The organism is Dactylosporangium sp. CA-152071, assembly GCF_050936335.1.
In the GTDB taxonomy this organism is placed as follows: domain Bacteria; phylum Actinomycetota; class Actinomycetes; order Mycobacteriales; family Micromonosporaceae; genus Dactylosporangium; species Dactylosporangium maewongense.
This window is the reverse complement of the sequence record NZ_JBNJMZ010000001.1, coordinates 2887902-2914183: the sequence shown is the minus strand read 5'-3', so window position 1 is coordinate 2914183 and position 26282 is coordinate 2887902. Positions and strand designations below refer to the sequence as shown.

The 26282-nt window shown below is 74.2% G+C and carries 26 protein-coding genes; 10 read left to right on the top strand and 16 right to left on the bottom strand.

Annotated elements, in window-relative coordinates; translation table 11 throughout:
• Positions 1 to 537: 537 nt before the first annotated feature.
• Both ACQEVZ_RS12860 and ACQEVZ_RS12855 read right to left on the bottom strand, forming a co-directional pair.
• Positions 538 to 1422, bottom strand: a complete 885-nt coding sequence (locus ACQEVZ_RS12860) for a hypothetical protein (protein ID WP_433365750.1) — start codon at positions 1420 to 1422, stop codon at positions 538 to 540.
• Complete coding sequence (locus ACQEVZ_RS12855) at positions 1419 to 1811, bottom strand: hypothetical protein (RefSeq protein ID WP_433365748.1); 393 nt, start codon at positions 1809 to 1811, stop codon at positions 1419 to 1421. The genes ACQEVZ_RS12860 and ACQEVZ_RS12855 overlap by 4 nt, the downstream gene beginning before the upstream one ends.
• 158 nt (positions 1812 to 1969) lie before the next feature.
• On the opposite strand from ACQEVZ_RS12855, the gene ACQEVZ_RS12850 reads away from it, so the two are divergent.
• Positions 1970 to 2326: a YciI family protein gene (locus ACQEVZ_RS12850; protein ID WP_433365745.1), complete on the top strand. Its 357-nt coding sequence runs from the start codon at positions 1970 to 1972 to the stop codon at positions 2324 to 2326.
• Positions 2323 to 3537, top strand: a complete 1215-nt coding sequence (locus ACQEVZ_RS12845; protein ID WP_433365742.1) for an RNA polymerase sigma factor — start codon at positions 2323 to 2325, stop codon at positions 3535 to 3537. The genes ACQEVZ_RS12850 and ACQEVZ_RS12845 overlap by 4 nt, the downstream gene beginning before the upstream one ends.
• On the opposite strand, the gene ACQEVZ_RS12840 is transcribed toward ACQEVZ_RS12845, so the two are convergent.
• The 9 genes from ACQEVZ_RS12840 to ACQEVZ_RS12800 form a co-directional block, all read right to left on the bottom strand.
• Complete coding sequence (locus ACQEVZ_RS12840; protein WP_433365739.1) at positions 3527 to 5962, bottom strand: glycoside hydrolase family 2 protein; 2436 nt, start codon at positions 5960 to 5962, stop codon at positions 3527 to 3529. The two genes, ACQEVZ_RS12845 and ACQEVZ_RS12840, sit on opposite strands and share 11 nt — an antisense overlap.
• A gap of 114 nt (positions 5963 to 6076) precedes the next feature.
• Complete coding sequence (locus ACQEVZ_RS12835; protein WP_344504098.1) at positions 6077 to 7153, bottom strand: LacI family DNA-binding transcriptional regulator; 1077 nt, start codon at positions 7151 to 7153, stop codon at positions 6077 to 6079.
• Between the two features lie 84 nt (positions 7154 to 7237).
• Positions 7238 to 8536: an LLM class flavin-dependent oxidoreductase gene (locus ACQEVZ_RS12830; RefSeq protein WP_433365735.1), complete on the bottom strand. Its 1299-nt coding sequence runs from the start codon at positions 8534 to 8536 to the stop codon at positions 7238 to 7240.
• Positions 8533 to 9354, bottom strand: a complete 822-nt coding sequence (locus ACQEVZ_RS12825; RefSeq protein ID WP_433365732.1) for an LLM class flavin-dependent oxidoreductase — start codon at positions 9352 to 9354, stop codon at positions 8533 to 8535. The genes ACQEVZ_RS12830 and ACQEVZ_RS12825 overlap by 4 nt, the downstream gene beginning before the upstream one ends.
• Positions 9354 to 10046, bottom strand: coding sequence for a GNAT family N-acetyltransferase (locus ACQEVZ_RS12820; protein ID WP_344504101.1), 693 nt, complete (start codon positions 10044 to 10046; stop codon positions 9354 to 9356). Before ACQEVZ_RS12820 ends, ACQEVZ_RS12825 begins: the two co-directional genes overlap by 1 nt.
• A 22-nt stretch (positions 10047 to 10068) precedes the next feature.
• Positions 10069 to 11673 carry a dipeptide ABC transporter ATP-binding protein gene (locus ACQEVZ_RS12815; protein ID WP_433365729.1) on the bottom strand — a complete coding sequence of 535 codons (1605 nt, stop codon included), beginning with the start codon at positions 11671 to 11673 and terminating at the stop codon, positions 10069 to 10071.
• A gap of 1 nt (position 11674) precedes the next feature.
• On the bottom strand, positions 11675 to 12532 hold the full coding sequence (locus tag ACQEVZ_RS12810) for an ABC transporter permease (protein WP_433365727.1): 858 nt from the start codon (positions 12530 to 12532) through the stop codon (positions 11675 to 11677).
• A 5-nt stretch (positions 12533 to 12537) separates the two neighbouring features.
• Positions 12538 to 13458, bottom strand: coding sequence for an ABC transporter permease (locus ACQEVZ_RS12805; protein ID WP_433365725.1), 921 nt, complete (start codon positions 13456 to 13458; stop codon positions 12538 to 12540).
• A gap of 11 nt (positions 13459 to 13469) precedes the next feature.
• On the bottom strand, positions 13470 to 15092 hold the full coding sequence (locus ACQEVZ_RS12800; protein WP_433365722.1) for an ABC transporter substrate-binding protein: 1623 nt from the start codon (positions 15090 to 15092) through the stop codon (positions 13470 to 13472).
• 231 nt (positions 15093 to 15323) lie between these two features.
• Here ACQEVZ_RS12800 and ACQEVZ_RS12795 point away from each other — a divergent pair, with 231 nt between their 5' ends.
• Genes ACQEVZ_RS12795 through ACQEVZ_RS12770 form a run of 6 tightly spaced genes read left to right on the top strand, consistent with a single transcriptional unit; the run spans position 15324 to position 21902 of the window.
• Positions 15324 to 16166 carry a glutathione S-transferase C-terminal domain-containing protein gene (locus tag ACQEVZ_RS12795; RefSeq protein WP_433365719.1) on the top strand — a complete coding sequence of 281 codons (843 nt, stop codon included), beginning with the start codon at positions 15324 to 15326 and terminating at the stop codon, positions 16164 to 16166.
• Complete coding sequence (locus ACQEVZ_RS12790; protein ID WP_433365716.1) at positions 16163 to 17311, top strand: LLM class flavin-dependent oxidoreductase; 1149 nt, start codon at positions 16163 to 16165, stop codon at positions 17309 to 17311. Before ACQEVZ_RS12795 ends, ACQEVZ_RS12790 begins: the two co-directional genes overlap by 4 nt.
• On the top strand, positions 17308 to 18633 hold the full coding sequence (locus tag ACQEVZ_RS12785) for an NtaA/DmoA family FMN-dependent monooxygenase (RefSeq protein WP_433365713.1): 1326 nt from the start codon (positions 17308 to 17310) through the stop codon (positions 18631 to 18633). The genes ACQEVZ_RS12790 and ACQEVZ_RS12785 overlap by 4 nt, the downstream gene beginning before the upstream one ends.
• Positions 18626 to 19744 (top strand): LLM class flavin-dependent oxidoreductase, encoded by a 1119-nt coding sequence (locus ACQEVZ_RS12780; protein ID WP_433365710.1) that lies wholly within the window; start codon positions 18626 to 18628, stop codon positions 19742 to 19744. Before ACQEVZ_RS12785 ends, ACQEVZ_RS12780 begins: the two co-directional genes overlap by 8 nt.
• Positions 19741 to 20781 (top strand): LLM class flavin-dependent oxidoreductase, encoded by a 1041-nt coding sequence (locus ACQEVZ_RS12775; protein WP_433365707.1) that lies wholly within the window; start codon positions 19741 to 19743, stop codon positions 20779 to 20781. The genes ACQEVZ_RS12780 and ACQEVZ_RS12775 overlap by 4 nt, the downstream gene beginning before the upstream one ends.
• Complete coding sequence (locus tag ACQEVZ_RS12770) at positions 20778 to 21902, top strand: LLM class flavin-dependent oxidoreductase (protein ID WP_433365704.1); 1125 nt, start codon at positions 20778 to 20780, stop codon at positions 21900 to 21902. The genes ACQEVZ_RS12775 and ACQEVZ_RS12770 overlap by 4 nt, the downstream gene beginning before the upstream one ends.
• A gap of 127 nt (positions 21903 to 22029) precedes the next feature.
• On the opposite strand, the gene ACQEVZ_RS12765 is transcribed toward ACQEVZ_RS12770, so the two are convergent.
• The gene (locus ACQEVZ_RS12765) at positions 22030 to 22779 is read right to left on the bottom strand and encodes a sulfite exporter TauE/SafE family protein (protein ID WP_433365701.1); all 750 of its coding nucleotides are present in this window, start codon (positions 22777 to 22779) and stop codon (positions 22030 to 22032) included.
• Positions 22780 to 22809: 30 nt separating this feature from the next.
• Here ACQEVZ_RS12765 and ACQEVZ_RS12760 point away from each other — a divergent pair, with 30 nt between their 5' ends.
• Positions 22810 to 23133, top strand: a complete 324-nt coding sequence (locus ACQEVZ_RS12760; RefSeq protein ID WP_344504114.1) for a PadR family transcriptional regulator — start codon at positions 22810 to 22812, stop codon at positions 23131 to 23133.
• 9 nt (positions 23134 to 23142) lie between these two features.
• On the top strand, positions 23143 to 23847 hold the full coding sequence (locus ACQEVZ_RS12755) for a hypothetical protein (protein ID WP_433365697.1): 705 nt from the start codon (positions 23143 to 23145) through the stop codon (positions 23845 to 23847).
• 23 nt (positions 23848 to 23870) lie between these two features.
• On the opposite strand, the gene ACQEVZ_RS12750 is transcribed toward ACQEVZ_RS12755, so the two are convergent.
• The 4 genes from ACQEVZ_RS12750 to ACQEVZ_RS12735 all read right to left on the bottom strand — a co-directional run bounded on the left by ACQEVZ_RS12750 (position 23871) and on the right by ACQEVZ_RS12735 (position 26278).
• Complete coding sequence (locus tag ACQEVZ_RS12750; RefSeq protein ID WP_433365694.1) at positions 23871 to 24629, bottom strand: SDR family NAD(P)-dependent oxidoreductase; 759 nt, start codon at positions 24627 to 24629, stop codon at positions 23871 to 23873.
• Between the two features lie 75 nt (positions 24630 to 24704).
• A complete protein-coding gene (locus ACQEVZ_RS12745; RefSeq protein WP_433365691.1) occupies positions 24705 to 25556 on the bottom strand; it encodes an RNA polymerase subunit sigma-70 in 852 nt (283 codons plus the stop codon).
• A gap of 11 nt (positions 25557 to 25567) precedes the next feature.
• Positions 25568 to 25990, bottom strand: coding sequence for a glutaredoxin domain-containing protein (locus tag ACQEVZ_RS12740; RefSeq protein ID WP_344504118.1), 423 nt, complete (start codon positions 25988 to 25990; stop codon positions 25568 to 25570).
• Between the two features lie 18 nt (positions 25991 to 26008).
• Entirely contained in the window at positions 26009 to 26278 is a 270-nt protein-coding gene (locus ACQEVZ_RS12735; RefSeq protein WP_354897553.1) for an SCO0607 family lipoprotein, read from the bottom strand.
• Positions 26279 to 26282: the final 4 nt, after the last annotated feature.

Below are 26282 nucleotides of genomic sequence, written 5' to 3'. Positions count from 1 at the left end.
GGCATCTGGATGCTGCCGCTGGTGGTCGTCGTGAGCCCGGTGCTGTGGCTGCTGTCCACGGCGCTGCTGGTCCTGTCCGGCCGGGACAGCCAGCGCGCCGAGTACCTCGCCGACCAGATCGCCACCCGGGTCGCCGGCTCCGCGGCCATGGAGGGCCTGTTCGACGGCCTGGTCGTCGCCGGCGGCCTGCCGGCGGCGATGTCGGCCGGTCACCGCCGCCACGCCGACCCCCACGCCTGGCGGTCCGCCGCCGGCTGGCTGCGCGGCGCGGCGACCCTGGACGCCGAGCGGACGCTCACCCTCAGGCACCAGGCGGCGCTGCTGGACTCGCATCCGCCGACCGGGCTGCGCCGGCGGATGGGTCCGGTCGTGGGCCGTCCAGGAGCCGCGGGTCGCGCCGTCCGAACAGGAGTGGACGGCGATCGAGCACGACCTGAGCCCGTGGTACGCGAAGCTGGCCGCCCGCCTCCGCCGCTGACGCCCCGCGCGCCCGGTCCCGCGGACCCGGACGCAAGAACTGGATTCAGGAGCAGGAACTCAACGGACCACCGCGGTCAGGGCGTCGGGATCGTCGAAGTCGTCGGTGCCGGCGCCGGTGGCGTCCGGGTCCGCCGGTTCGGTGGCGAAGAGGGTGAGGGTGGCGCCCGGCGGCAGCGACTCGCGCAGCGCCGTCAGGTCCTCGCCGGGCCCGACCCGGTGCCAGCGGCGCTCCCCGCCGGACCGCTCCAGCAGCGGCAGCGCGGTGCCCGCCGCGGCCACCCGACCGGCCACCTCCGACCACCACGCGTCGCCCGCGACCGGCAGCGGCGGCACGACGGGGACGGCGCGCTTCGACAGCTCGAGCAGGCTCGCCCGCTCCTGCGACCGGCTCCGCCGCGGCGCCAGCCGCGAGCGCAGCAGCGCGGCGTACACCCGGCGGCGGACCCCGAACACGGCGACGCCGAGCAGCACCGCCAGCGCCAGCCGGGCCACCAGGATCGGGATCATCCACCGCAGGCGCACCTCGAAGCCGTGCGCGGCCAGCAGATCCGCGTGGGGCAGCGTCGCCCCGGCCACGAGGGTGGCCGCGGCGCCGACCTGGAACACCGTCAGCGCGGTGGTGCGCAGGACCGTGGCGGGCTCCTCGCCGAGCTCTCGCACGGCGGCGGCGCCCAGCAGGTACCAGCCGAAGACCGCGGCGAGCAGGACGAAGAACAGCACCATCTGGGCCGTGCCGAGCCCCTGCCCGGCCACCAGGACGTGCAGGTCGGGCGACGGCAGCGCGGCGCGGACCCGCAGCACGTACGCCAGGTCGTCCGCGGCCACGGCGGCGAAGACCCCCGCCACGGCGAGCAGGCCCCACGTGGCCCACTCGACCCGCGCGCCCGCGCCGCCCGCGGCGAGCCGGAACGGCGGCCGGACCGCCGCGACGTCCTGCGTCATACCCGCCACCCGCCCGCCACCGCGTGGAGCCGGTCGGCCGCGGGCACGTCGCCGGTCGTGACCGCCCAGCGGTCACCGGCGACCAGCGCCGCGGGCAGGCCCGCGAAGCCGCTGGCGATCACGGTCAACCGCTCCGACTCGACCCAGGCGTCGCGCTGCGCGTTGTCGTCGAACGTCACCACCGTGACGTCGAAGCCGCCCTCCTCGCAGGCGACGGTCTCCCGCGTCCCGGTGGCGTGCTTCGGCTCCGCCGGCGGGCAGCCGAGGAACGCGGCGAGCGCGGTAGCCGACGGCGCGTCGGCCGCGTCGGACTCACGGCCGGACGCGATGCCGTAGGCCGCGATGACCGCGACGGCGACCAGCGTCCACAGGTAGCGTTGGAAAGACACGCGCGCACTGTACCGGTGCAAGGTCCACTGCGGTGACCGTCCGCGACCAGGATGTGTGCGTCGGGCGGGACGCCGCTGAAATTCCCTGGGGCCGCCTGTCGATTTCGGTGCCGCCCGCATCGTCGTACAGGTAAACGGCCGCTTGGAAGGGACAGCACGTGGCGAAGTACCTGATTCTCATCTACGGCGACGAGCAGCGCTGGGACGCCGCGACCCCGCAGGAGCTGCGGGCCAAGGACGAAGGGCACCGGGCGTTCGCCGCCACCGGCGGTGCCCGCGTCCTCGCCGGGCACGAGCTGGAGTCGTCCTCGACGGCGACGACGCTGCGCGGCAACGACGGCGAGGGGCTGCTGACGACCGACGGGCCGTTCCTGGAGGCGAAGGAGGCCCTCGGCGGCTTCTACGTCATCGAGGCCGCCGACCTCGACGCGGCGATCTCCCTGGCGGCGCTGCTGCCGGAGCTCGCGTCCGGCCACGGCGGCGTCGAGATCCGGCCGATCGTGGACCACGGGTGAGCGAGGCCGTCACCGACGCCGTCACCGACGCGCACCGTCGCGAGTGGGCCCGCGTGCTCGCCGCGACGGTGCGGGTCACCCGCGACCTCGACCTCGCCGAGGAGTGCGTCCAGGAGGCGTACGCGCAGGCCCTGCGCTCCTGGCCCACCGACGGCGTCCCGGCCCGTCCCGGCGCGTGGCTCACGACCGTCGCCCGCAACCGCGCCCTTGACGCGCTGCGCCGCGACTCGGCCCTGCGCCGCGCGCTGCCGCTGCTGGTGCCGGTGCCCGAGGCCGGGGAGCCCGCGCCCGACGGCCGGCTGGAGCTCATCTTCACCTGCTGCCACCCGGCCCTGTCCCGGGAGGCGCAGGTCGCGCTGACGCTGCGGCTCGTCTGCGGGCTGACGACCGCGGAGGTGGCGCGGGCGTTCCTCGTGCCGGAGGCGACGATGGCCGCCCGGGTGACCCGCGCCAAGCGGAAGATCAGCGCCGCCCGCATCCCGTTCCGGGTGCCGTCGCCGGACGAGCTGCCCGTGCGGGTCGGTGCCGTGCTCGAGGTCGTCCACCTCGTCTTCACCACCGGCCACACCGCGCCCGTCGGCGAGCAGCTGGTCCGGCAGGACCTGGTCGACGCCGCGATCGGCCTGGCCCGGGTGCTGCGGCTGCTGGTGCCGGGCGACGTCTCGGTCGCCGCCCTGCTGGCGCTGATGCTGCTGATCGACGCCCGCCGCGCCACCCGCGACGCCGGCGGCCGGCTGCTCCTGCTGTCCGAGCAGGACCGCACCCGCTGGGACGCCCGCCTGATCCGCGAGGGCACCGACCTGCTGACCTTCGCGCTGCGCCGCAGCCCCCCGACCCGCTATGCCGTCGAGGCCGCGATCGCCGCCGTCCACGCCGAGGCGCCCTCGTGGGAGGCGACCGACTGGCAGGAGATCGTCGCGCTGTACGACGTCCTCCTGCGCCTCTGGCCGTCGCCGGTCGTCGCGCTGAACCGCGCGGTCGCCGTCGGCCTGCGCGACGGTCCGGCGGCGGGGCTGTCCGCGCTCGCCCCGCTGCTCGACTCGCCGTCGCTGTCGACGTACGCCTACCTCAGCGCGGCCCGCGCCGACTTCCTCCGGCGGCTCGGCCGCCTGCCCGAGGCCGCCGAGGCGTACGCGGAAGCCCTGGCCCTGACCGGCAACGACGTGGAGCGCGCCTTCCTCGCGGCACGCCTCGCATCGCTCACGCCGTGACGAGGTCGTTCGCGGTGCGCAGGACGGGGGCGGTGCGCCAGGCGGGGGAGTCCGGTGCGGGCAGGTCGGAGCCGGTGACGCGCAGGGTCACCGAGGCGCCCGGCAGCAGCGTCACGAGCTGGTCGTCGACCGTCGCAGAGGGGGAGAGACGGTCGGCGAACAGGGTCAGGTCGCGCACGAGCGTGCGGGCGGTGATCTCCACGTCGGCGCCGCCGTCGAACGGCCGGACGGTCACGTCGACCGAGGCGGCCGGGTAGGCCAGGTCGACGTCCTCGGCGAAGAACCACACCGCGCGGTCGGCGGTGATGAGCTCCGCCGACGGCGAGTCCGGCGTGACCACGTCCGCGGGCAGCGGCAGGGTCACCGACCCGAACGCCGGCACGTCGAGCGTGACCGTGGTCTTCGCCCTGATGTCGCCGGTGAAGGAGACCCGCTGCACGTCCAGCTGGGCCTGCCAGGGCAGCGCCGAGTCGTTGACGGCGACCAGCGCCGGTGCGCCGTCGCGCGGCTGGAAGGTGAGGAGGCGGTCGGCGTACACCCGCCGCAATGCGAACCAGAGCGGCTTGCGGCGGCCGTCGCCGTCCACGGCGGACCACGACGTGACGGGCCAGTTGTCGTTGAGCTGCCACAGGATCGTGCCCATGCACAGGGGGCGCAGCGAGCGGAAGTGTTCGATCCCGAACGTGATGGCGCGGGCCTGGTTGAGCTGCGTCGCCCAGTGCCAGTCATCGAAGTCCGGGAAGGCGAGGTCCGAGGGCACGGGGAAGTGGCCGGCGAGGCCGCGGGCGAGCTTGCCGTTGCCGTCGGCGGCCTTCTGGTGGTGCAGGACGCCCGGCGACGTCGGGGTCAGCGGGTCGTCGGACACGGCGCGGCGGAGGGTGGCGTAGGACGGCGGCGCCTGGAACCCGAACTCGGCCACGAACCGCGGCCGGTAGGTGCCGTAGTGCCGGTAGTCGTGGGTGTTCCACACGTCCCAGATGTGGGTGGTGCCGTGCGCGGGGTCGTTCGGGTGCACGTCCGGGGTCCCGGAGTAGGGGCTGCCCGGCCAGTACGGGCGGGACGGGTCCAGCTCGCGCACGATCCCCGGCAGCACGTCCAGGTAGTAGCCCTCGCCCCAGGTGCGGCCGTCGAGGGCGGCCTGCCAGTCCCAGTCGTGCCAGCCCCAGATGTTCTCGTTGTTGCCGACCCACATGACCAGGCTCGGGTGCGGCATCAGGCGGACCACCTGCTCGCGTGCCTCCGCGGCGACCTCCGACGCCAGCGGCTCCTCCTCCGGGTAGGCGGCGCACGCGAACAGGAAGTCCTGCCCGACGAGCAGCCCGAGGGAGTCGGCGAGGTCGTAGAAGTCCTCGCTCTCGTACCGGCCGCCGCCCCACACCCGCAGGTAGTTCACCCCGGCGTCGACGGCCTGGGTGAACCGTGCCTCGTAGCGGGCCCGGTCGACGCGGGTGACGAACGCGTCGTCGGGAATCCAGTTCACGCCCCGCACGAACACCGGCATCCCGTTGACGACCAGGGTGAACGCGGTCCCGTCGGCGTCGGCGGCGGTGTCCACCTCCACCGTGCGGAAGCCGATGCGGCGCTGCCACGCGTCGAGCGGATCCGGGCCGGCGGACAGGGTCACCGACAGGTCGTACCGCGCGGGGTCACCGTAGCCGCGGGGCCACCACAGCCGCACGTCCGGCACCCGCACCCGCACCGACGCCTCGGTGGCCCCGGCCGGGACGGTCGCGGACGCCGTGACGCCGGCGACCGAGGCGGTCACGGACAGCGGGTCGTCGGCGGCGCGTTCGACGGTCACGTGCACGTCCACGATGCCGTCGGCACCGTCAACGCTCACGACCGGCCGCACCGAGTCCAGGCGCGCCACCGACCACGACGAGAGGCCGATCGGCTGCCAGATGCCGGCGGTGACGAGGGTCGGACCCCAGTCCCAGCCGAAGTTCGAGGCCATCTTGCGGATGTACTGGAAGGGCTCGTCATACGCGTTGGGGCGGGCTCCGAGCGCGTCCCGGACGCCCAGCGCGTACTCGTACGCCGAGTCGAAGTGCACCTCGAGCACGTTGCCGACGGGTCGCAGCAGCGAGCGCACGTCGAACCGGTAGCCGCGGTGCATGTTCGCCGTCCGGCCCAGCCGCACGCCGTTGAGCGTCACCGTCGCCACCGTGTCCAGGCCGTCGGCGACCAGGTCGACCCGGTCGGCCTGGTCGGCCTCTGTGGCAGCGTCGAACGACGTCGAGTACACCCACGACGACCGGCCGATCCACGCCAGGTCGAGCTCGTTCGCGTCCAGGTACGGGTCGGGGATCAGCCCGGCGGCGAGCAGGTCCGTGTGCACGCAGCCCGGCACGGTCGCCGGCACGGGGCCGTCGATGGAGGGTGCGCGCAGGGTCCATCCCGAGTGGAGGGGACGCAGGACAAGCATGTGGTGTGCTCCCGTGGTCACTGCCGGACTGAACCGGATAAGTACGCGAAGCATGACCTTAAGTTGGTGGTGTAAGGAGTGTCAACAGTAGCGCGCTGAACCGGTTGCGAACGGTCAGGCGGTGCGGCCGGGGCGCAGCGGCCGGGTCGACTGGCGGGCGGTGAGGGTGCCCGGGGGCAGCGTGACGTGGCTGATGCCGCCGCCGTTGATGGTCGTGAGCAGGGCGCGGGCGGCGAGCTCCGCCTGCTCCGCCGGGGTCTGCTGCACGGCGGTGATCGCCGGGACGGTGATCTGGCACAGGTCGGAGTCGTCCCAGGCGACGACCGAAACGTCCTCCGGCACGGACAGGCCCATCTCGTGCGCCACCTTCAGCGACGCGGCGGCCATCACGTCGTTGTCGAACACGACGGCGGTCGGCGGCTCCGCGCCGCTCATCAGCTCGCGCATCGCCCGCATGCCGTCGACGGCGCTGTAGTTGGTGTAGACGACCCGGTACCGGTCGGTGTCGAGCCCGGAGTCGGTGAGCGCCGCCAGGTACGCGGCGTCGCGCTGGCCGGTGTGGAAGAGCTCCTCGGTGCCGGCGACGCGGGCGATCGTGCGGTGCCCGAGGGCCCGCAGGTAGCCGACGATGGCGCGGGCGGTGCCGGCCGTGTCGGCGTCGACGGTGCTGCACCCGTCGAGCCCGGGCTTGCCGCCGATCACCGCGGCGGGCAGGCCGATCTCGACGAGCGCGTCGAGCCGCGGGTCGTCCTTGCGCAGGTCGGTCAGGATGACCCCGTCGACGTGCCGGCCCGCCCACCACTTGCGGTACACCTCGATGGTGTCCTCGATCCGGTCGACGAGGTGCAGCACCAGCGCGATGTCGTTGCGGTTGAGCTCGGCCTCGACGCCGCTGAGCATCTGCGTGAACCAGGAGTCGACGATCATCACCCGCGGCGGCCGGACGAGGACCAGCCCGACCGCGTTGGCACGGGCGGTGCCCAGCGAGCGGGCGGCGATGTTGGGCGCCCAGCCGAGGTCCCGGGCGGCGGCGAGCACCCGCGCCCGGGTCTGCTCCGAGACGCCGGGCCGGTTGTTGAGCGCGTAGGACACGGCCGCCTCGGACACCCCGGCGTGGACGGCGACCTGGCGGATCGTGACCCGCGCCTGCCCGGCCGCCTCGCCGCCGGTGTCCTTCGCTGCTGCGGCCACCTGTGCTCCCGCCTGCTCGCCCTGCACTGTCCGTGAGGGTACATCCCCACAGGGCGGTCACACCGGCGGCGGCACCGCAAGCCGTCATGCCGGCGGCAGCCCCAGGTGGGAACGCAGCGTGGTGCCCTCGTACGCGGTGCGGTACACGCCGCGCTCCTGCAGCTGCGGCACGAGCCGGTCGACGATGTCCTCGACGGTGCCCGGCAGCAGCCGGGAGCTGCCGGAAGGGCGTAACAGCTGCGGCAGCAGGTTGAACCCGTCGACGACCCGGTCCCGCACGTAGCGGGCCCACTCGTCGGCGACCTGCCCGGGCGTGCCGACGAACGTGTTGTGCCGCGGCGTCACCTCGATCACCAGGTCCCGGATCGACAGCCCGCGCTCCGCCGCGAGGGCCCGCCACCCGGCGACCCGTCGCAACTTGCCGGTGCGCAGCTCGATCGGGATCGTGCCGCGCGACGGGTCCAGCTCGCCGTCGGCCGGGTCGATGTCCGGCAGCGGACCGTCGGGGTCGTAGCCGGAGAGGTCCTTGCCCCAGTACTGCTCCAGGAACGCGATCGCGCGCGGCCCGGTGGTCTGCTCCCGGGTGATCCAGTCGGCCCGCTCCCGCGCCTCGCCGGGGGTGTCGCCGAGCACGACCGACGCGCCGGGCAGGATCCGCAGGGAGTCCGCGGACCGGCCGTGCCGGGCGAGCCGGGCCCGCAGGTCCGCGGCGTAGGCGGCGGCCTTGTCGTAGTCGGTGTTGGCGGAGAAGACCACGTCGGCGTGGCGGGCGGCGAGCTCACGGCCGCCGTCGGAGTCGCCGGCCTGGAAGAGCACCGGCCGCCCCTGCGGGCTCGGCGGGACCGCGCCGGTCGCGTCGAGCGTGACGAGGTCGGTGTCACGGACGACGTGCTCGTTGCGCCACAACGCCTTCGCGGTCTCGACGAACTCGGTCGCCCGCTCGTAGCGGCGCTCGTGCGGCAGCCAGCCGCCGCGCCGGAAGTTCGCGCCGGTCCACGCGTTGTCGGTGGTGACGATGTTCCAGCCGGCCCGGCCGCCGGACACGGCGTCGAGCGAGGCCAGGCGCCGGGCCAGGTCCGCCGGGTAGTTGTAGGTGGTGTTCTGCGTGGCGACGAGCCCGATGTGGGTCGTCTCCGCGGCCAGCGCGGCCAGCTGGGTGATCGCGTCGGGCCGCCCGGCGACGTCGAGGTCGTACACGGTGCCGCGGTTCTCCCGCACCCGCAGGCCCTCGCCGAGGAAGAACGCGTCGAACAGGCCGCGCTCCAGGGTCCGCACGACGTCGACGAACGTGTCGATGTGGGTGTGCTCGGCGAAGTCCGGCTCGGTCCACAGCAGGTTGGGCCCGACACCCGTGAAGAACACGCCGAGATGCAACTGGGTCATGCGACGCTCCTCGCGACGGCGTAGCGGTTCGTGGGGCGGGGGAGGCCGAGCGTCTCCCGCAGGGTCGCGCCGTGCGCACCTGCGGCGATGGCGGGTGGTGTACCGCCGTGGAAGTGCACCCCGTCGACCACACCTTCCAACGCGGCGGCGTCGAAGCCGGCGGGCACGTCGGCGAAGACCAGCGGCACCCCGGTCGCGCGGGCCGCGGCGGCGCGCTCGGCGATGCCGGCCACGCCGGAACCCCGCACCAGCGCGACGTCGAGCTCCGCCGCGATCGAGGCGGAGCCGATGACGACGACCTGCCCCTGCGGCGGGCGGGGCGTGATGAGCGGGCCGACGACGGAGAACCCGGGGCCCTCGAAGTCGACGTGGTGGACCTTGCGGGAGTCGAGGAACCGGCCGGTCTGCACATCCCGGATGACCGCGTCGTCCTCCCACGAGTCCCACAGCCGGCGGGCGACCTCGACCACGTCGGCGACCTCGCCGGCGTCGACATGGAGGCGGCCGACGGTGGCGAGGTCCCCGGCGGCCGTGGTGGCGCCGACGACCCAGCCGGCCCGCCCCAGCGACGCGTGGTCGAGGCCGGCGAGCTGGGTGGCGAGGTGGAACGGCTCGGTGGTGGTGACGTGCAGCGTCGGCGCGAGCCCGATCCGGGTGGTGCGCCGCGCCAGGTAGGCGGCCAGGACCCCGGCCTCGACCCCGGCCCGCCGCGGCGCGTCGGGGAACGTCACGAACGCGTAGCCGGCCCGCTCTGCGTCGAGCACGGCCCGCTCCAGGGCCGCGAGCGAAGGCGCCTGGACCTCGGCGGCGTAGAGCATCAGGCCGGCCCTCCCACGAGCGACGGGACCCGCACCGCCCGGAACGTGGTGCGGCGGCGCAGCCGGAAGCCGATCGACTCGTACAGGCGGATCGCGTCGGTGTTCGTCGCCGCGGCATGCAGGAACGGCTGCTCGCCGCGGGCGCGGATGCCGTGCGCGACGGCCCGCACGAGCCTGGTCGCGAGGCCCTGCCCGCGGTGCGCCGGGTCGGTGCAGACGGCGGAGATCTCGGTCCAGCCGGGCGGGTGCAGGCGCTCCCCGGCGAGCGCGACCAGCTTCCCGTCGCGGTGGATGCCGAGGTACGTGCCGAGCTCGATCGTGCGCTGCCGGAACGGCCCCGGCTGGGTCCGTTCGACGAGGTCGAGGATCTCGGGCACGTCGGCGGCGGTCAGGACGGCGGACTCGGGGTCGGGCCGCGCCTCGAGGGCGACGTCGATCAGCTGCACGCCGCCGGCCTCGAGGACGACCTCCCAGTGCGCCGGCGGGGGCGGCGCCGTGCCGGTGATCGTGACGACCTCGCCGGCGCCGGCGAGCGCGGCCACGTCGTCCCAGACGTCCGGGCCGGAGCCGGGCGCGACGGTGATGAAGGGGGTGACGTCGGTCTGGTAGCGGATGGCGTCGCCGCTGCGCTCGGCGAAGCGGGCGTGCGGGCCGGTGAGCGCGGCCCAGGCTGGGTTGTCCAGAATATGCATGATTGTCCCTGGTGGAGAGCGGTCAGCTGGCCAGTGCCGGCAGGGCCGGCAGCGCGGCGAGCAGGGTCCGGGTGTAGGCATGGTCGGGCCGGGTGAAGACGTCCTCGACCGGGCCGTGCTCGACGACGCGGCCGTCGTGCATGACGAGCACGCGGTCGGCCAGGTGGTGGATGACGCCGAGGTCGTGGGAGATGAACAGCAGCGCCGTGCCGTCGGCGGCGCGCAGGTCCGCGAGCAGGTCGAGGACCTGCGCCTGGACCGACACGTCGAGCGCCGACACGGGCTCGTCGCAGACGAGGACGTCGGGGCGGGGGCCGACGGCGCGGGCGATCGCGACCCGCTGCCGCTGCCCGCCGGACAGGGCCCTCGGGTGGCGGCCCAGGTGCGCGGCGCTCAGGCCGACCCGTTCCAGGAGCTCCACGACCCGGTCCCGGCGGGCCGCGCCACGCAGCCCGAGGGGCTCCGCGATGAGTTTCTCCACGGTGTACCGCGGGTCGAACGAGCTGAGCGGGTCCTGCGACACGACCTGCAGCCGGCGGCGGTCGGGACGGCGCCGCCGCTCGGGCACCCCCGTCCAGGGCCGGTCGCCCAGGTGCACGGTGCCGCCGTCGGGCTCCAGGAGCCCGAGCGCGATCCGCGCCACGGTGGTCTTGCCGGAGCCGGACTCGCCGACGACGCCGAGGATCTCGCCGCGGGCGAGCGTGAAGCTGACGTCGTCGACGGCGTGCCGGGCGCCGTAGTGCTTGTGCAGTCCCTCGGCGCGCAGCACGACCCGGTCCGGCTCGACCGCCGCCGGCGGCAGCGGCTCGCGGGCGGCCGAGGACAGCCGGTGCCCGCGCGAGGCGGCGGTCGGCACGGCGGCGAGGAGCATGCGGGTGTAGTCGTGCTCGGGTGCGGTCAGGATCCGCCCGGTCGGGCCCTGCTCGACGATGACGCCGTCGTGCATGACGAGGACCCGGTCGGCGATGCCGGCGACGACGGCGAGGTCGTGGCTGACGAGCAGCAGCGTCGAGCCGGCCGCGCGGCGCTCCGCGAGCAGTCGCAGCAGCTGCGCCTGCACGGTGACGTCCAGTGCCGTGGTCGGCTCGTCGGCGATGAGCAGCGGCGGGTCGGCGGCGATCGCCGAGGCGATCAGCGCGCGCTGGCGCAGCCCGCCGGACAGCTGGTGCGGGTACTGCTTCGCGCGGACCGCGGGCTCCGGCACGTGCACCGCGTCGAGCAGCGCGGTGATCCGCGCGTCGCGGGTGGCGGCGGTGCCGACGCCGTGGGTGCGCAGCACCTCGCCGATCTCCTGGCCGACGGTGTTGAGCGGGTCGAGCGAGACGAGCGCGTCCTGCAGCACGAGCCCGGCGACCCGGCCGCGCAGCCGGCGCCAGTCCCGGTCGGTGAACCGGGTCGTGTCGCTCCCTCCGACGTCCAATGTGGACGCCCGCACCTCGGCGCCGGGCCCGGCGAGCCCGACGAGGCTGCGCGCGGTGACGCTCTTGCCGGAGCCGCTCTCACCGACGATCGCGACACACTCGCCCCGCTCGACGGTGAAGCTGACGCCGCGCACGGCGGGCACGGGTCCCGCGCCGTGCCCGGGAAACGTGACCCGCAGATCGGCCACGGTGACCAGCGGCGCCATGTCAGCGCCTCCCTTCGAAGCGGCGCTGGAGCCGGCGGCCCACGGCGGTGAGCGAGATGACGGTGATCGTGAGGGTCGCGCCGGGCAGGATCGCCGCCCACCACGCGACGCGCAGGTAGTTGCGGCTCTCGGCGAGCATCGCGCCCCACTCCGGGGACGGTGGTTGCGGGCCCATACCGAGGAACGACAGCGCGGACGCGTTGACGATCGCGGTGCCCAGCCCGATGGTGGCGATGACCGGCAGCGGCCCGAGGGCGTTGGGCAGCACGTGCCGCCACACGAGACGGGCCCGGGACAGGCCGAACGTGACGGCCTGCTCCACGTAGCCCGACCGCCGGACCAGCAGCGTCTGGGCGCGGACGATGCGGCCGTACCGTGGCGCGAACGCCAGGGCGATGGCCATGACCAGGCTCGGGGTGCCCGGCTCGGTGAGCGCGATGAACAGCAGCGCGAGCAGCACCTCCGGAAACGCGGACAGCACGTCCAGCGCGCGGCTGAGCACCTCGTCGACGGCGCGCGGCGCCAGCCCGGCGAGCAGCCCGGCGATCCCGCCGGCGAGCACCGACAGCAGCGTCGAAACGAGGCCGATGCTCAGCGAGTAGCGGGCGCCGTGCACGACCCGGGTGAAGACGTCGCGCCCGAGCTGGTCGGTGCCGAACCAGTGCGCCCCGCCCGGCGGCTCCAGCGCGTGGAACGGGTCCGCCGCCAGGGGGTCGGCGCCGGTGATGAGCCTCGGAGCGACGGCCGCGACGGCGACGAGCAGCAGCACGACGCCGGCGGCCACCGCGCCGGGCGCCCACCGCAGGGACCGGCCGCGCGGCCTCTCGACGGCGGGGACGGCGGGCAGGGCGATCGACATGACGGTCAGCCTTTCCGCAGGCGCGGGTCGATGAGCAGGTACGCCAGGTCAGCGAGGGTGCTGAGCACCACGTAGATGGCGGCGGCGAGCATGACGACGGCGAGGACCACGGGGATGTCCTTGTTGCTGACGGCCTCGGTGGCGACCTCGCCGAGGCCGGGCCGGCCGAAGACCCGCTCGACGACGACGGCGGCGCTGAGCAGGAAGCCGATCAGCGTCCCGGCGAGCGTCACCGCGGGCAGCAGCGCGTGCCGCAGGGCGTGCCGCCACAGCAGGGCGAGCCGGGTCAGGCCGCGGGCGCGGGCGGTCACCGCGAACGGCTCCTCCAGCGCGCGTTCGAGGCCTTCGCGGATGACCTGGCTGAGCAGCCCGCCGATCGGCAGCGCGAGCGACACGGCCGGCAGGACGAGCGCGGACGCGTCCCGGTCGCCGGAGACGGGGAACCAGCCGAGCTGGAAGGAGAACACGCTCAGCAGCAGGATGCCGATGAGGAAGCCGGGCGCGGACACGACGGACAGCTCGAGGCCGGAGACGAGGCCGCGCAGCCACCGGGCCCGGCCGGTGGTGACGATCGCGAGGCCGACCGCGATGACGGCGCTGAACGCGGTGGCGAGCAGCGTGAGCTTCACCGTGGGCCAGACCTGGCTGCCGATGACGTCGGCGACCGGCCGTTGCAGCACGTACGAGCGGCCGAGGTCGCCGTGCAGGAGCCGCCACAGGTAGCCGAGGTACTGCACCACCGCCGGCCGGTCGAGGCCGAGGTCGCGGGCGATCTGGGCGCGGATCTGTGGCGTGTCGGGGCCGTCGCCGACGAGGGTGTCGACGGTGTCGCCCGGGGCGAGGCGCAGCGCGAGGTAGGCCGCGGAGGCGGCGGCCCAGAGGACCACCGCCCCGCTGCCGAGCCGCCGCAGGACCGGCTTCAGCATCGGCGGCATCGCTACCTGCCGATCCATACGTTGTAGGCGCTGCCGGGTACGCCGGCCGTCGGCTCGAAGCCCACCCCGCCGACCTTCCGCTGCGCGGCGACCTGGTCCGCCGGCGCGTACAGGGGCAGCAGCACGGCCTTGTCGTTGAGGGTCTTCTGGACGGTGGAGTAGGCCGCCTTGCGCCTGGCCGTGTCGCTGGTCGCCGCCGCCTCGCTGATCAGCTTCTCCAGCTCCGGGTCGACGTAGCCGTGCCGGTTGATCGGGGCGCCCTTCGGCACGATCAGGCCGATCGCGGCGCCGGCGTCGGTGTCGGCGCGGGAGTTGTCGAAGACCTCGAACTCGCCCTTGGCGATCGCGTCGGCGGCGGTGCCCTGGTCGACGACCTTGACCTGCAGGTCGATGCCCGCGCTCTGCTTCACCGCGGCCTGCACGGCCTGGGCGAGGATGTCGCGCTTGTCCCGCACGAACGGCGCCGACAGCACGATCCGCGCGGTGAGCCGCTTGCCGTCCCTGGTGCGGAAGCCGTCGCCGTCCCTGGTGCCCCAGCCGGCCTCGTCGAGCAGGCTGTTGGCCTTCGTGGGATTGTTGCCGTACGTCTTCTCCACCGAGGGCTCGTAGAACGGGCTGGACGGGCTCAGCAGGCTCCACGCCCGGGTCGCGGTGCCGCGGTAGACGCCCTGCAGGACGGCGTCGACGTCGACCGCGTCGCGGAACGCCTGCCGGACCCGGATGTCGTCGAACGGCGCGTGGGTCAGGTTGAAGTAGAGGTTGTACGCCGTGCCGCTGTTGAGCTGCTTGGCGAAGCGGAGGTTCGGGTCGCTCTTGACCAGTTCCTGCTCCGTGGCGGGCACGCCCTCGATCACGTCGACCTGGCCGGAGGTCAGGGCGCCGACGCGGACGCTGGACTCCTTGAGGAACCGGTAGGTGACCTCGTCGAGGTAGGCGGGTCCCTGATGGCCGGCGTTGGCGGGCGCCCACGCGTAGGCCGGGTTCTTCGTGTAGTGGACCTCCTGGCCCTTGGTGTAGCGGTCGAGGATGAACGGCCCGGTGCCGACGACGGACGGGCCGCCGGCCTTCAGGTCGGGGCTCTTCAGCGACTTCGGCGACACCTGCGCGCCCTGCGGGGAGGCGAAGAAGTCGAGGATGAGCACGTCGGGCTGCTTGAGGTGGACGGCCAGCGTCCTGCTGTCGACGACCTCGGCGTCCTTGAAGTACTTCAGCTGGGTCGCGGCGACGCTCGGGGCGTAGCCGGGCGCGAGGAGCTGGTCGAGGTTCGCCTTGACCGCGGCCGCGTCGAACTTCTCGCCGTCGTGGAAGGTGACGCCGTCGCGCAGCTTGAACGTGTAGGTGAGCCCGTCGGCGGACGCCTCCCACGAGGTCGCCAGCCACGGCAGGTAGCCGCCCTTGTCGTCGTGGGTGAGCAGCGCCTCGAAGCTGTTCCACACCAGCAGGCGGGCCTTGGCCTGGGCGTACTGGTGCGGGTTGAAGGTGACGGGCTCGGTCTCGATCGCCCAGGTGAGTTTGCCGCCCTGGACGGGCGCGCCGGTGGCCTCGGCGGCGGGGTCCCCGGCGGCGCCGTCGCAGCCACCGAGCAGTAGGGCCGCGACGGCAAGGGACGCAAGGAATCTACGCATGGGACATCCTCAATGGGGGGTTCGCGACGGGTTCGAGGTGCGCGACGAAGCGACGGGCCGGCACCGCGGGTGGGTCAGCGGCCTCTCGCCGGGCCAGTGCAGCAGTGGCTGTGCGTGACTGTCAACGGTCGATGGGCGGTCCTGTCGGCCATGTCACGTACCCCTGGATTAACTCCTAGTATCCACGTAGGATTGGTTGGCTATGCTGCTCCGGATCAACGGAGGACCACCATGTCGAAACTGCCCCGCTCAAGCCGTCTGGCCAGCCCGGTCGACACGACGGCCCACGGCGTGTACCGCATTCCCCAGGACCCGGACGACCCCCGTCCGCTGTACCGGTTCGCCGGTCGCGTGGACCCTGGCGCCCCGCCGGGCCGCTACCACCTCTACGCGGGCTGGTTCTGCCCGTGGTCGCAGCGCGTGACGATCGCGCACGCGCTCGCCGGCCTGCGGGACGTCGTCAGCGTGTCCTATATGGACAACGCCCGCGACGGCCGCGGCTGGGCCTTCCGGGAGCGTTACGGCCCCGACCCGGTCAACGGGTTCACGCTGCTGCGGCAGGCGTACGACGCGACCGAGCCGGACTTCGACGGGCACGTCTCCGTCCCGACGCTGTGGGACCGCACGGACGGCGTGGTGCTCAGCAACGACTGCAAGGGCATCGGCATCGACCTCGCGACCCGGTTCCGGCACCTGGCGGCACCGGTGATCGACACCTACCCGGCGGCGCACCGCAAGGAGATCGAGCAGCTCGACGCGTGGCTCAACCCGGCCGTGAACCGCGGGGCCCGGGACAGCACCGAGCTGCTGGACGCCTTCGGCACCCTCGACGAGCGGCTCGCCACCCGGCGCTACCTGCTCGGCCCTGAGATCACCGAGGCCGACATCCGGCTGTACGTGACGCTCGCGCGCCACGGCGCCGGGCTCGCCGACTTCCCGCACCTGTGGGCCTACGCCCGCGACCTCTACACGGTGCCCGCCTTCCGTGACACCACCGACTTCACCACGTACGCCGAACCCGTCGTCCTGGACTGGGACGAGCCGGTGCACCGCGCGGAAGGGATCCCCGCGTGACTTCGCAGCTCCATCTGGCAGTCGCGCTGGACGGTGCCGGCTGGCACCCCGCCGCCTGGCGCGACCCGTCCACGCACCCGGATTCGTTGTTCGCGCCGGAGTACTGGCTGGACCTGGTCCGCATCGCCGAGCGCGGCAAGCTCGACTTCGTCACCATCGAGGACTCCCTCGGCCTGCAGTCCGGCCGGCACGACGGCCTCGACGGTCGGGCCGACCACGTCAAGGGCCGCCTCGACGCGCTGCTCATCGCGGCCAGGCTCGCACCGGTCACCACCCACATCGGGCTGGTGCCGACCGTGACCACGACCCACACAGAGCCGTTCCACGTCTCCACCCAGCTCGCCACCCTCGACCACCTGAGCACCGGCCGGGCCGGCTGGCGGGCGCAGGTGTCCGGGCGGGCCGGCGAGGCCGCGCACTTCGGCCGCCGGGAGTTCCCGGAGCTCGACCCGGCCGCGTACGCCGAGCCGGCGGCGCAGGCGTTCATCGCGGAGCTGTTCGCCGAGGCCGCCGACCACGTCGAGGTGGTCCGCCGGCTGTGGGACAGCTGGGAGGACGACGCCGAGATCCGCGACGTCGCCACCGGCCGGTTCATCGACCGGGACAAGCTGCACCACATCGACTTCAGCGGCCGGCACTTCAGCGTCAAGGGCCCCTCGATCACGCCGCGCCCGCCGCAGGGCCAGCCGGTCGTCACCGCCCTCACCCACACGCCGCTCGGCTACGGGCTCGGCGCCGACATCCTCTACGTGACCCCGAAATCCGTCGAGGACGCCGCCGCGCTGGCCGCCGCCGCCCGCCCGGCGCGGGTCTTCGCCGACGTCGTCGTGTTCCTCGACCCGGACCGCAAGGCCCGCCTCGACGAGCTCGACGGCGGCCCGTACACCAGCGACGCCCACATCCACGTCGGTGACGCCGCCGGGCTGGCCGCGCTGCTGCTGTCGTGGCGGGACGCCGGCATCGACGGCTTCCGGTTGCGCCCCGGGGTGCTGCCCGCCGACCTGACGGCCATCGTCGACGAGGTGTTGCCGCTGCTGCGGGCCGAGGGCGCGTTCCGCACCGGCTACACGAGCACCACCCTGCGCGGGCACCTCGGCCTGCCCGCCGCGCGGAACCGGTACGCCCGCACGGAGGTCACCGCATGAAACAGGTCATCCTCGCGGCGCACTTCCCGGGCGTGAACAACACGACCGTGTGGAGCGACCCGGCCGCCGGCAGCCAGATCGCGTTCGAGTCGTTCCGCCGCTTCGCGCAGACCGCGGAGCGCGGCAGGTTCGACTTCTTCTTCCTCGCCGAGGGCCTGCGGCTGCGCGAGCAGCGCGGCCGCATCCACGACCTCGACGTCGTCGGCCGGCCCGACGCGCTCACCGTCCTCGCCGGGCTCGCCGCCGTCACCACCCACCTCGGGCTGACCGGCACCGTCAACGCCACCTTCAACGAGCCCTACGAGCTGGCCCGCAAGCTCGCGTCCCTGGACCACCTGTCCGGCGGCCGGGCCGGGTGGAACGTCGTCACCTCCTCCGACGCGTTCACCGGCGAGAACTTCCGCCGCGGCGGCTACCTCGACCGCGCCGACCGCTACACCCGCGCCGCCGAGGTCCTGCACACCGCGCGCGAGCTGTGGGACACCTGGCCCGCCGGCGAGGTCGTCGCCGACCGCGTGTCGGGGGCCTTCACCCGTACCGGCGACCCGGGCGCATTCGTCCACAGTGGACAGCACGTCGACATCCGCGGCCACTTCACGGTGCCGCGCACGCCGCAGGGGCGGCCGCTCATCATCCAGGCCGGCGACTCGGACCCCGGCCGCGAGTTCGCCGCCCGCGACGCCGACGCCATCTTCTCCCGGCACGGCACCCTCGAGGCCGGCAAGGCGTTCTACGCCGACGTGAAGGGCCGCATGGCGAAGTTCGGCCGGCGCCCCGACGAGCTGAAGATCCTGCCGGCCAGCACGTTCGTGCTGGGTGCCACCGAGTCGGAGGCCGCGGAGAAGGCGCACCACATCCGGCGGCAGCAGGTCAGCCCGCAGACCGCGATCCTGCTGCTGGAACAGCTGTGGAACAAGGACCTCAGCGACCACGACCCCGACGGCCCGCTGCCCGTCTTCGACCCGGTCCTGGACGACGACTCCATCATCAAGGGCCGCGCCCGCCTCTTCGACGACCCCCTCGCCACCGCCCGGCAGTGGCGTTCCCTGGCGGAGGAGAAGGGGCTCGGCATCCGTGACCTCATCATCGAGGTGACCGGCCGGCAGACCTTCATCGGCACCCCGTCCACGGTCGCGGCCACCATCGACGAGTTCGTGCAGAGCGACGCGGCCGACGGGTTCATCCTCGTGCCGCACCTCGTGCCGGGCGGCCTCGACGAGTTCGTCGACGGCGTCGTGCCGCTGCTGCAGGAGCGCGGCGTGTTCCGCACCGACTACACCACCACGACGCTGCGCGGGCACCTCGGACTGCGGCATGAGTGACCCCGTGACCGGCCCCGTGACCGGCCCCGTGACCGGCCCGGTGTTCCACTGGTTCCTGCCGACGGGCGGCGACGACCACGCCGTCGGCGCCGGCACCCACGGCGGCATCATCGGCGCGCAGGACACCGCCCCGCTGCCGCGCTCCGCGACGTTCCGCGCCCCGACCCTGGACTACCTGACCCAGATCGCCCGCGCCGCCGACCAGCTCGGCTACGCCGGCGTGCTCACCCCGACCGGGGCGCACTGCGAGGACGCGTGGCTCACCACGGCCGCGCTGATCGCGCAGACCCGGCGGCTCAAGTTCCTCGTCGCGTTCCGGCCCGGGCTCATCACCCCGGTCCTCGCCGCGCAGATGGCCGCCACGTTCCAGCGGCTGTCCGAGGGGCGGCTGCTGCTCAACGTCGTCATCGGCGGCAGCGCCGCCGAGCAGCGCGGCTACGGCGACCCGCTCGACCACGACGCCCGCTACGAGCGCGCCGGCGAGTTCCTCGACGTGGTCCGCGCCGCCTGGTCCGGGTCCCGCTTCGACCATCACGGCGTGCACTACGACATCGACGGCGGGCTGCTGCGCGAGCCGCCGCCGGTCACGCCGACGGTGTATCTCGGCGGGTCGTCGTCGGCCGCGGTCAAACTCGCCGCCCGGCACGCCGACGTGTACCTCACCTGGGGCGAACCCGTCGCGCTCGTGGCGGAGAAGATCGCCGCGGTCCGCGCCGCCGCCGAACGGCCGGTGCGCTTCGGGATCCGGCTGCACGTCATTACCCGGGCCACCGCCGGCGAGGCCTGGTCCGCGGCGGAGCGGCTCATCGCCGGCCTGTCCGACGAGACGATCCGCGAGCGGCAGGAGAGCCTGCGCGGCCTCGACTCCGTCGGCCAGCGCCGGATGCTCGACCTGCACGGCGGCGACCGCGACCGGCTCGTCGTCGCCCCCAACCTGTGGGCCGGCATCGGCCTGGTTCGCGGCGGCGCCGGCACCGCCCTCGTCGGCAGCCACGCGGAGGTCGCCGCCCGCATCGCCGAATACCGGGCGGCCGGGATCGACGAGTTCATCCTCTCCGGCTATCCGCACCTGGAAGAGGCGTACACGTTCGCCGAAGGAGTGCTGCGGTGAAGTTCCTCGCCATCACGCTCATCGTCACCGACGGCAGGAAGCCGGCCCGCGAGCGGCTGCGCGAGGTCGTCGACAACGCGGTCCTCGCCGAGCAGCTCGGCTTCGACGGCTTCGGCGTCGGCGAACGCCACGAGCGTCCCTTCATCTCCTCCTCGCCGCCGGTCGTGCTCAGCCACATCGCCGCCCGCACCAGCGTCATCCGGCTCTTCACCGCCGTGACGACGCTGAGCCTCCTCGACCCGGTCCGCGCGTTCGAGGACTACTCCACCCTGGACAACCTCTCCGGCGGCCGCCTGGAGCTCATCGTCGGCAAGGGCAACGGCGCCGCGCAGGCCCGCCTGTTCCACGTCACGGCGGACGACCAGTGGGACCGCAACCGCGAAGGGTACGAGCTCTTCACCCGGCTGTGGCGGGAGGACAAGGTCACCTGGTCCGGCCGATTCCGGCCACCGCTTTCGGAGGCCGAGGCCTGGCCGCGGCCCCTGCAGCAGCCGATCCGCATCTGGCACGGCAGCGCCACCAGCAAGGCGTCCGTCGAGCTGGCCGCCCTGCACGGCGACCCGCTCTTCTCCGCCAACGTCACCAACCCCGTCGAGCCCTACGCCGACCTGGTCGCCCACTACCGTTCACGGCTGGCATTCCACGGGCACGACCCGTCGAAGGCGCTCGTCGGCGCCGGGTCCGCCGGGATGTACGTGGCCGAACGGTCCCAGGACGCCGTCGACACCTACCGGCCGATCTTCAACGCCCGCCTGGAGACCTTCCGGCGCGTCGGCGTCGAGCCGGTGTTCCACACCATCGAGGACGCGATCGAACGCAGCTCGCTCCTCGTCGGCAGCCCGCAGCAGATCATCGACAAGGTCCACCGGTACCACGTCCACCTCGGCCACGAGGTCATGCACGTCCAGGCCGACGCCGACGGGCTCACCGACAAGCAACACCGCGGCTCCCTGGAACTCTTCCAGGCCGAGGTCGCTCCTGTACTGCGACGCGAGATCCCGAGTCGCCCGTTCCCCACCCCGGCGGTGCCGTCATGACCGTGCCCCTGTCCATCCTCGACCTGTCCCCGATCAGCTCCGGCAGCGACGCGGGCGCCGCGCTGCGCAACACGATCGACCTCGCCCGGCGCGCCGAGTCCTTCGGCTACCACCGGTTCTGGGTCGCCGAGCACCACTTCGCGCCCGGCGTCGCCAGCGCCGCGCCGGCCGTGCTCATCGGCCTCATCGCCGCCGCCACCGACCGGATCCGGGTCGGCTCGGGCGCCGTGCAGGTCGGCCACCAGACCGCGCTTTCCGTGGTGGAGCAGTTCGGCCTCCTCGACGCCGTGCACCCCGGCCGGCTCGACCTCGGCCTGGGCCGCTCCGGCCAGCGCGGCTCCTTCGCACCCATGCCGGTCGCCGCCCAGCCCGCACGTGTCGTGGACGGGCTGCTCATCCCGCCGGCGTTCGACTTCTCCCGGCTGGTCACCCAGCCGCGGTTCGCGCTCTTCGCGCGGCTGCTGCAGCAGCCGGGTGCGCAGTCGCCGGACTTCGCCGAGGTGGTCGACGACATCCGGGCCCTCATCGCCGGCACGTACACCCGCGACGGCCTCGACGTGCACGCAACCCCCGGCGAGGGTGCGAAGGTCGAGCTGTGGATCCTCGGCTCCAGCGGCGGCCAGAGCGCCACGGTGGCGGGGGAGCGGGGGCTGCCGTTCGCCGCCAACTACCACGTCGCCCCGGCGGCCGTCCTCGAGGCGGTGGCGGCCTACCGCGCCGCCTTCCGTCCCGGGGTCCTCGACCGGCCCTACGTCGTGGTCTCCGCGGACGTGGTCGTCGCCCCCTCGGCGGCGGTGGCGAAGCAGCTGGCGTCGCCGTACCGGCACTGGGTCCGCAGCATCCGCACCGGCGCCGGCGCGATCCCGTTCCCGACCCCGGCGGAGGCGGCCGCGACCCCCTGGACCGACGGGGACCAGGCGCTGGTCCAGGACCGCCTGGACACGCAGTTCGTGGGGGACCCTGCCTCGGTCGCGGCCCAGCTCCGCACGCTGCGGCGGGCCACCGGCGCCGACGAGCTCCTCGTCACCACGATCACCCACGACCACGCGGACCGGGTCCGCTCCTTCGAGCTCCTCGCCCGCGAGTGGCACGGCGAGGGCTCCGAGGGCTCCGAGGGCTGACCCGCCGCGTGGCGTCCCGCCGTCCGGCGCCCGGTCGGCGTGCCGTCCTCAGGGCCGGCCCGCGGGCGGACTTCGTGAGGGCATCGACCCGCAGGGTCGCCGTGCGGGCGGACCTCATGCGGCCCCGTCAGCGTGCCGCCCGCACGGCCAGCCACGCGGCGAGGGCGAACCCCATGAGGGCCGCGGCGGCGCGCAGGATCCTCGGGTCCAGGCGGCGGGTGACGGCGGGGCCGATCGCCCCGCCGATCGTCGTGCCGGCCGCCAGGGGCACCACCGTCCACCAGGCGACGTCGGCGGCGAGCACGAACACCACGGCGGGCAGCACGCCGGCGCAGGCGGTCAGCGCGTTCTTCACCGCGTTGGCGCGGACCAGGTCGGCGTCGACCAGGTGCAGCACGGCGGCGAGCGTGAGGATGCCCGCGCCGGCGCCGAAGTATCCGCTGTAGACGCCGACCGCGAAGACCGCCACCGGCCACGTCCTGTCGCCGGGCCGTGCCGGCCGCCCGCCGTGGGGCGGCGACCCGGCGACGGGGCGGACGAGGATCAGCACGGCGGCGAACGCGACCAGCACCGGCACGATCCACGCGAACACGTCCGCCGGCGTCACCAGCAGCAGCACCGCCCCGGCGGTGCCACCGGCCGCCGCGAGCGCGGCCCACCCGGGCAGCCCGCGCCGGTGCGCCCGCAGCTCCTGCCGTGACGCCGCCGACGCCGCGACCGCCCCGCTGATCAGCGCCACCGTGTTCGCGACGTTGGCCTGCACCGGCGCCAGCCCGGCGGCGAGCAGCGCGGGGAACGCGACCAGCGACGCGATCCCGCCCGCGGTGCCGATCACCCCGCCGATCACCCCGGCGAGGAGGAGGAACACCGTTGACATCCACCGATCTTATACCTAGCCTATCTAGGTATGGATGTGCGGGGGCACCTCGACCTTTTGCTGCTGACCGTGCTGGCCGACGCCGGCCCAGTGCACGGCTATGCGCTGATCGCCACCCTCCGGGAGCGGTCGGGCGGCGCGTTCGACCTGCCGGAGGGCACCGTCTACCCGGCTCTGCACCGCTTGGAACGTGACGGTCTCGTCGTCAGCCACTGGGAGCACGCCGTCCCCCGCCGCCGCCGCGTCTACTCCCTCACCCCCGACGGCCACCGCGCCCGGGTGACGAAGCAGGCCGAGTGGCACACCTTCCTCACCGGCGTCGAGTCCGTCCTCGCCGGCACCGCGGCACCGTAGGCCGGCGGCGTGGGCTTCGACGTCGGCGTCGGGCTGTTCCTCTGCGCCGAGACCGTCCGGCCGCTGGAGGAGCGGCGGCGGTTCCTGGACGCCGTCAACGCCACGCTGGAGCGGCACGGCCTGCCCCCGCACCGGGAGCCGCGGTCCGTCGCCGAGATCGATCCGCCGCTGCCGCCGGGGACGGACCCGTGCCTGCTCGGCGCGTCGATGGGCGCCTACTCGTCGCACGCCCGGCGGTCCGACCGGCTCGACTGGCTCGCCCGGCACGTCGCGGTCCGCGGCACCGCGCCGGCCGCCGGCCCGCCGTACGGGCCGGAGCTGTACCAGGCGTATGACCGCCTGCCGGACCGCGCGGCGACGTTCGACCACCTGCTCGCCGCGTGCGGCGAAGGGGTCGTCGTGCTGCCGCGGCCGCTGGACCGGGTCCTCGCCGGCGACCACTGCTGGCTGATCTCGGCGGACCGGCTGCGCGCCGAGGCCGTGGCGCTCGGGTACGTCCTGCGCACCGCCGACCCGGCCGTCAGCGACTCGCCCGTCGTGGACTGGATCACCGGGACGGCCGTGCCGGACCGCTCGTTCGAGCGCCTCCGCGCCCGGATCCCCGACGATGCCGACGTCTGGCAGGGCTGGGCCGAGGAGTCCGACCTGTGCCACCGCCTGCTACAGAGCGCGGACGACGTGCTGCGGACCGGCGCGCTGGGCATCACCGGCTGACGCCGCCCCTGGGCCGCAGGGTGTCAGTCCAGCATTGCGCCGCAGGTGACATTGACGGCGGTGCCGGTCATCGTGCGGGCCAGGTTCGAGGCGGCGAACACCGCGACGTCGCCGACGTCCGCCAGGGTCGCGGCGCGGCCGAGGAGGGTCTGGCCGGTGATGGACTTCTCGATGGCCTCGCGGGCCGGGGCGTCGGCGGGGATCGAGTCGGGCAGGCCGCCGGTGCGCAGCGTCAGGACCCGGACGCCGTGCGGGCCGAGCTCCGTGGCGAGCTGGCGGCGCATGTGCTCGACGGCCTGGAAGCCCGCCTGCAGGCCGCCGAGGTGGAAGTCGCGTGGGGGGTCGCCGGCGCCGCCGAAGAACAGCAGGACGCCGCCGCGGTCGTCGCGGACCATGTGACGGGCGGTGGCGCGGGACGTGATGAACTTCGAGCGGACCGTCTGCACGACCGGGGCCAGGTAGTCCTCGACGGTCATGTCGATCATCGGGGTGCCCTGGACGTCGGCGTCGGCGATGACGTTCACGGCGATGTCGATCCGGCCCGCCGCGGCCACGACCGCTGCCGCGTGGGCGTCGACGGCGTGCTCGTCGAGCGCGTCGACGACGGCGGTGTCCGCCGCCCCGCCCGAGGCGCGGACGTCGGCGGCGACCGCGTCCAGGGTGGCGAGGGTGCGGCCGGTGAGGAACACCCGGGCGCCCGCCCGGCCGAACGCCCGCGCGATAGCGCCGCCGACCGAGCCTCCGCCGCCGTAGATGATCGCGTTCCTGCCTGCGAGGAGCATGCTGGTTCCTTCCCGTGGGTGTACCTGTCACCGGTACAACCCCGCGGGCCGGCGAAACTCATCGGCCGGCGCCGCTCATCGGACGGCGAGCGTGGCCGGCAGCTCGAAGGCGGGGAACAGCGTCGGGTCGAGGAACGACACCACGTCGGTCAGTTGGCCGCCGCGCACCGTGACCACGTCGATGCTCGCCGCGACGAAGGCGTCGTCGCGCAGCAGGTACGTCCCGAAGGCCGGCCGCCCGTTGGCCCGGGCCGGCAGGAACCGCCACCGGTGGAGCGCCGGACCGGCGAGGAGGAACGTGCGGATGGCCGCGGCGCCGCGGTACACCTCGGGCAACGGCGGCATCGAATACTTCGCGTCGCCGGCGAGCATGCTCACGATCGCGTCCACGTCGCCGCGCTCCCAGGCCGTGCGGTACGCCCCGGCGACCGCCGCCACGTCCCCGGCGGCCACCGGCTCAGGCGCGGGCAGGGCCGCCCGCGCCCGCTGGACGGCGCTGTTGACGGCGGCGACCGTGGTGCCGAGCAGGCCGGCGGTCTCCGCGGCGGAGAAGCCGAGCACGTCGCGCAGCAGGACCGCGGCCCGCGGGCGCGGCGGCAGGTGCTGCAGGGCGGCCACGAACGCCAGCTCCACCGAGATCCCGGTCAGCGCGTCGGGCAGCGGCTGCAACCACAGCGGCTCACCCTCGGCGTCGGCGGGCAGTTCGCGGCGGCCGCGCCGCTGCAGCGCGGTGAGGCAGCGGTTGGTGGCGATGCGGAACAGCCAGGGCCGCACCCCGTCGTGGTCGGCGAGCCGATCGAACGCCTTCCACGCCCGCAGGTACGTCTCCTGCACCGCGTCCTCGGCGTCGTGCAGCGAGCCCAGCATGCGGTAGCAGTGCGCGAGCACCTCACCACGCAGCGGGCCGGCCAGCGCCTCGAACGTCACCCGCCCATCGCTCACCGTGGCTGGAGACGCTGCCGCACCGTGGCGGGGGACGGGTTCACCTGCGCGTAGCCGTTGATGACGACGGTCGGCACGGTCTCGTTGCCGTCGGCGACCGCCCGCACCGCCGCCGCGCCGTCCGGGTCCCGCCAGATGTTGACCCACGCCGCGTGCCGCGCCCGGCCCAGCAGGCTCAGCCGCAGGCGCAGGCAGTACTGGCAGCCGGGCCGCCAGTAGACGACCGGCCTCCCCGACGCCTGCGCCTCGGCCGCGGGCGTGTGCCGCGGGAACGCGAGCGGCGAGAACGCGAGGCCGATCGCGGCGAAGAGCAGCCCGAAGACCACCGCGCCGGTCGGGGAGCCGCTCCGGAGCTGGTTGGCGACGACCACGGCGCCGATGGCCACGAACGCGAGGGGCACCAGCCATACACGGGTCACGGCACACACCCTAACCCGTCACGACACGATGGCCCCGTGCTCGTCGACGACCTTGTCGCGCCAGTAGCGGTCCCACTCGTCGTCGACGTACTTGGGGACCTTGCCTGCGGGATAGTCGACGTAGCCGGCCGGTGGGCCGGTGCCGTCGCGGACGCAGGTGCGGCCGGTGGCGTTGCCGACGGCCTTCACCGGGTGCTCGCCGGAGCCGCAGACGCGCTCCTTGAACGAGCACCCGCCTCCGGCGAGCAGGACCGCGGCCAGCAGGGGGACGAGCACGCGCTGGGGCATGCTC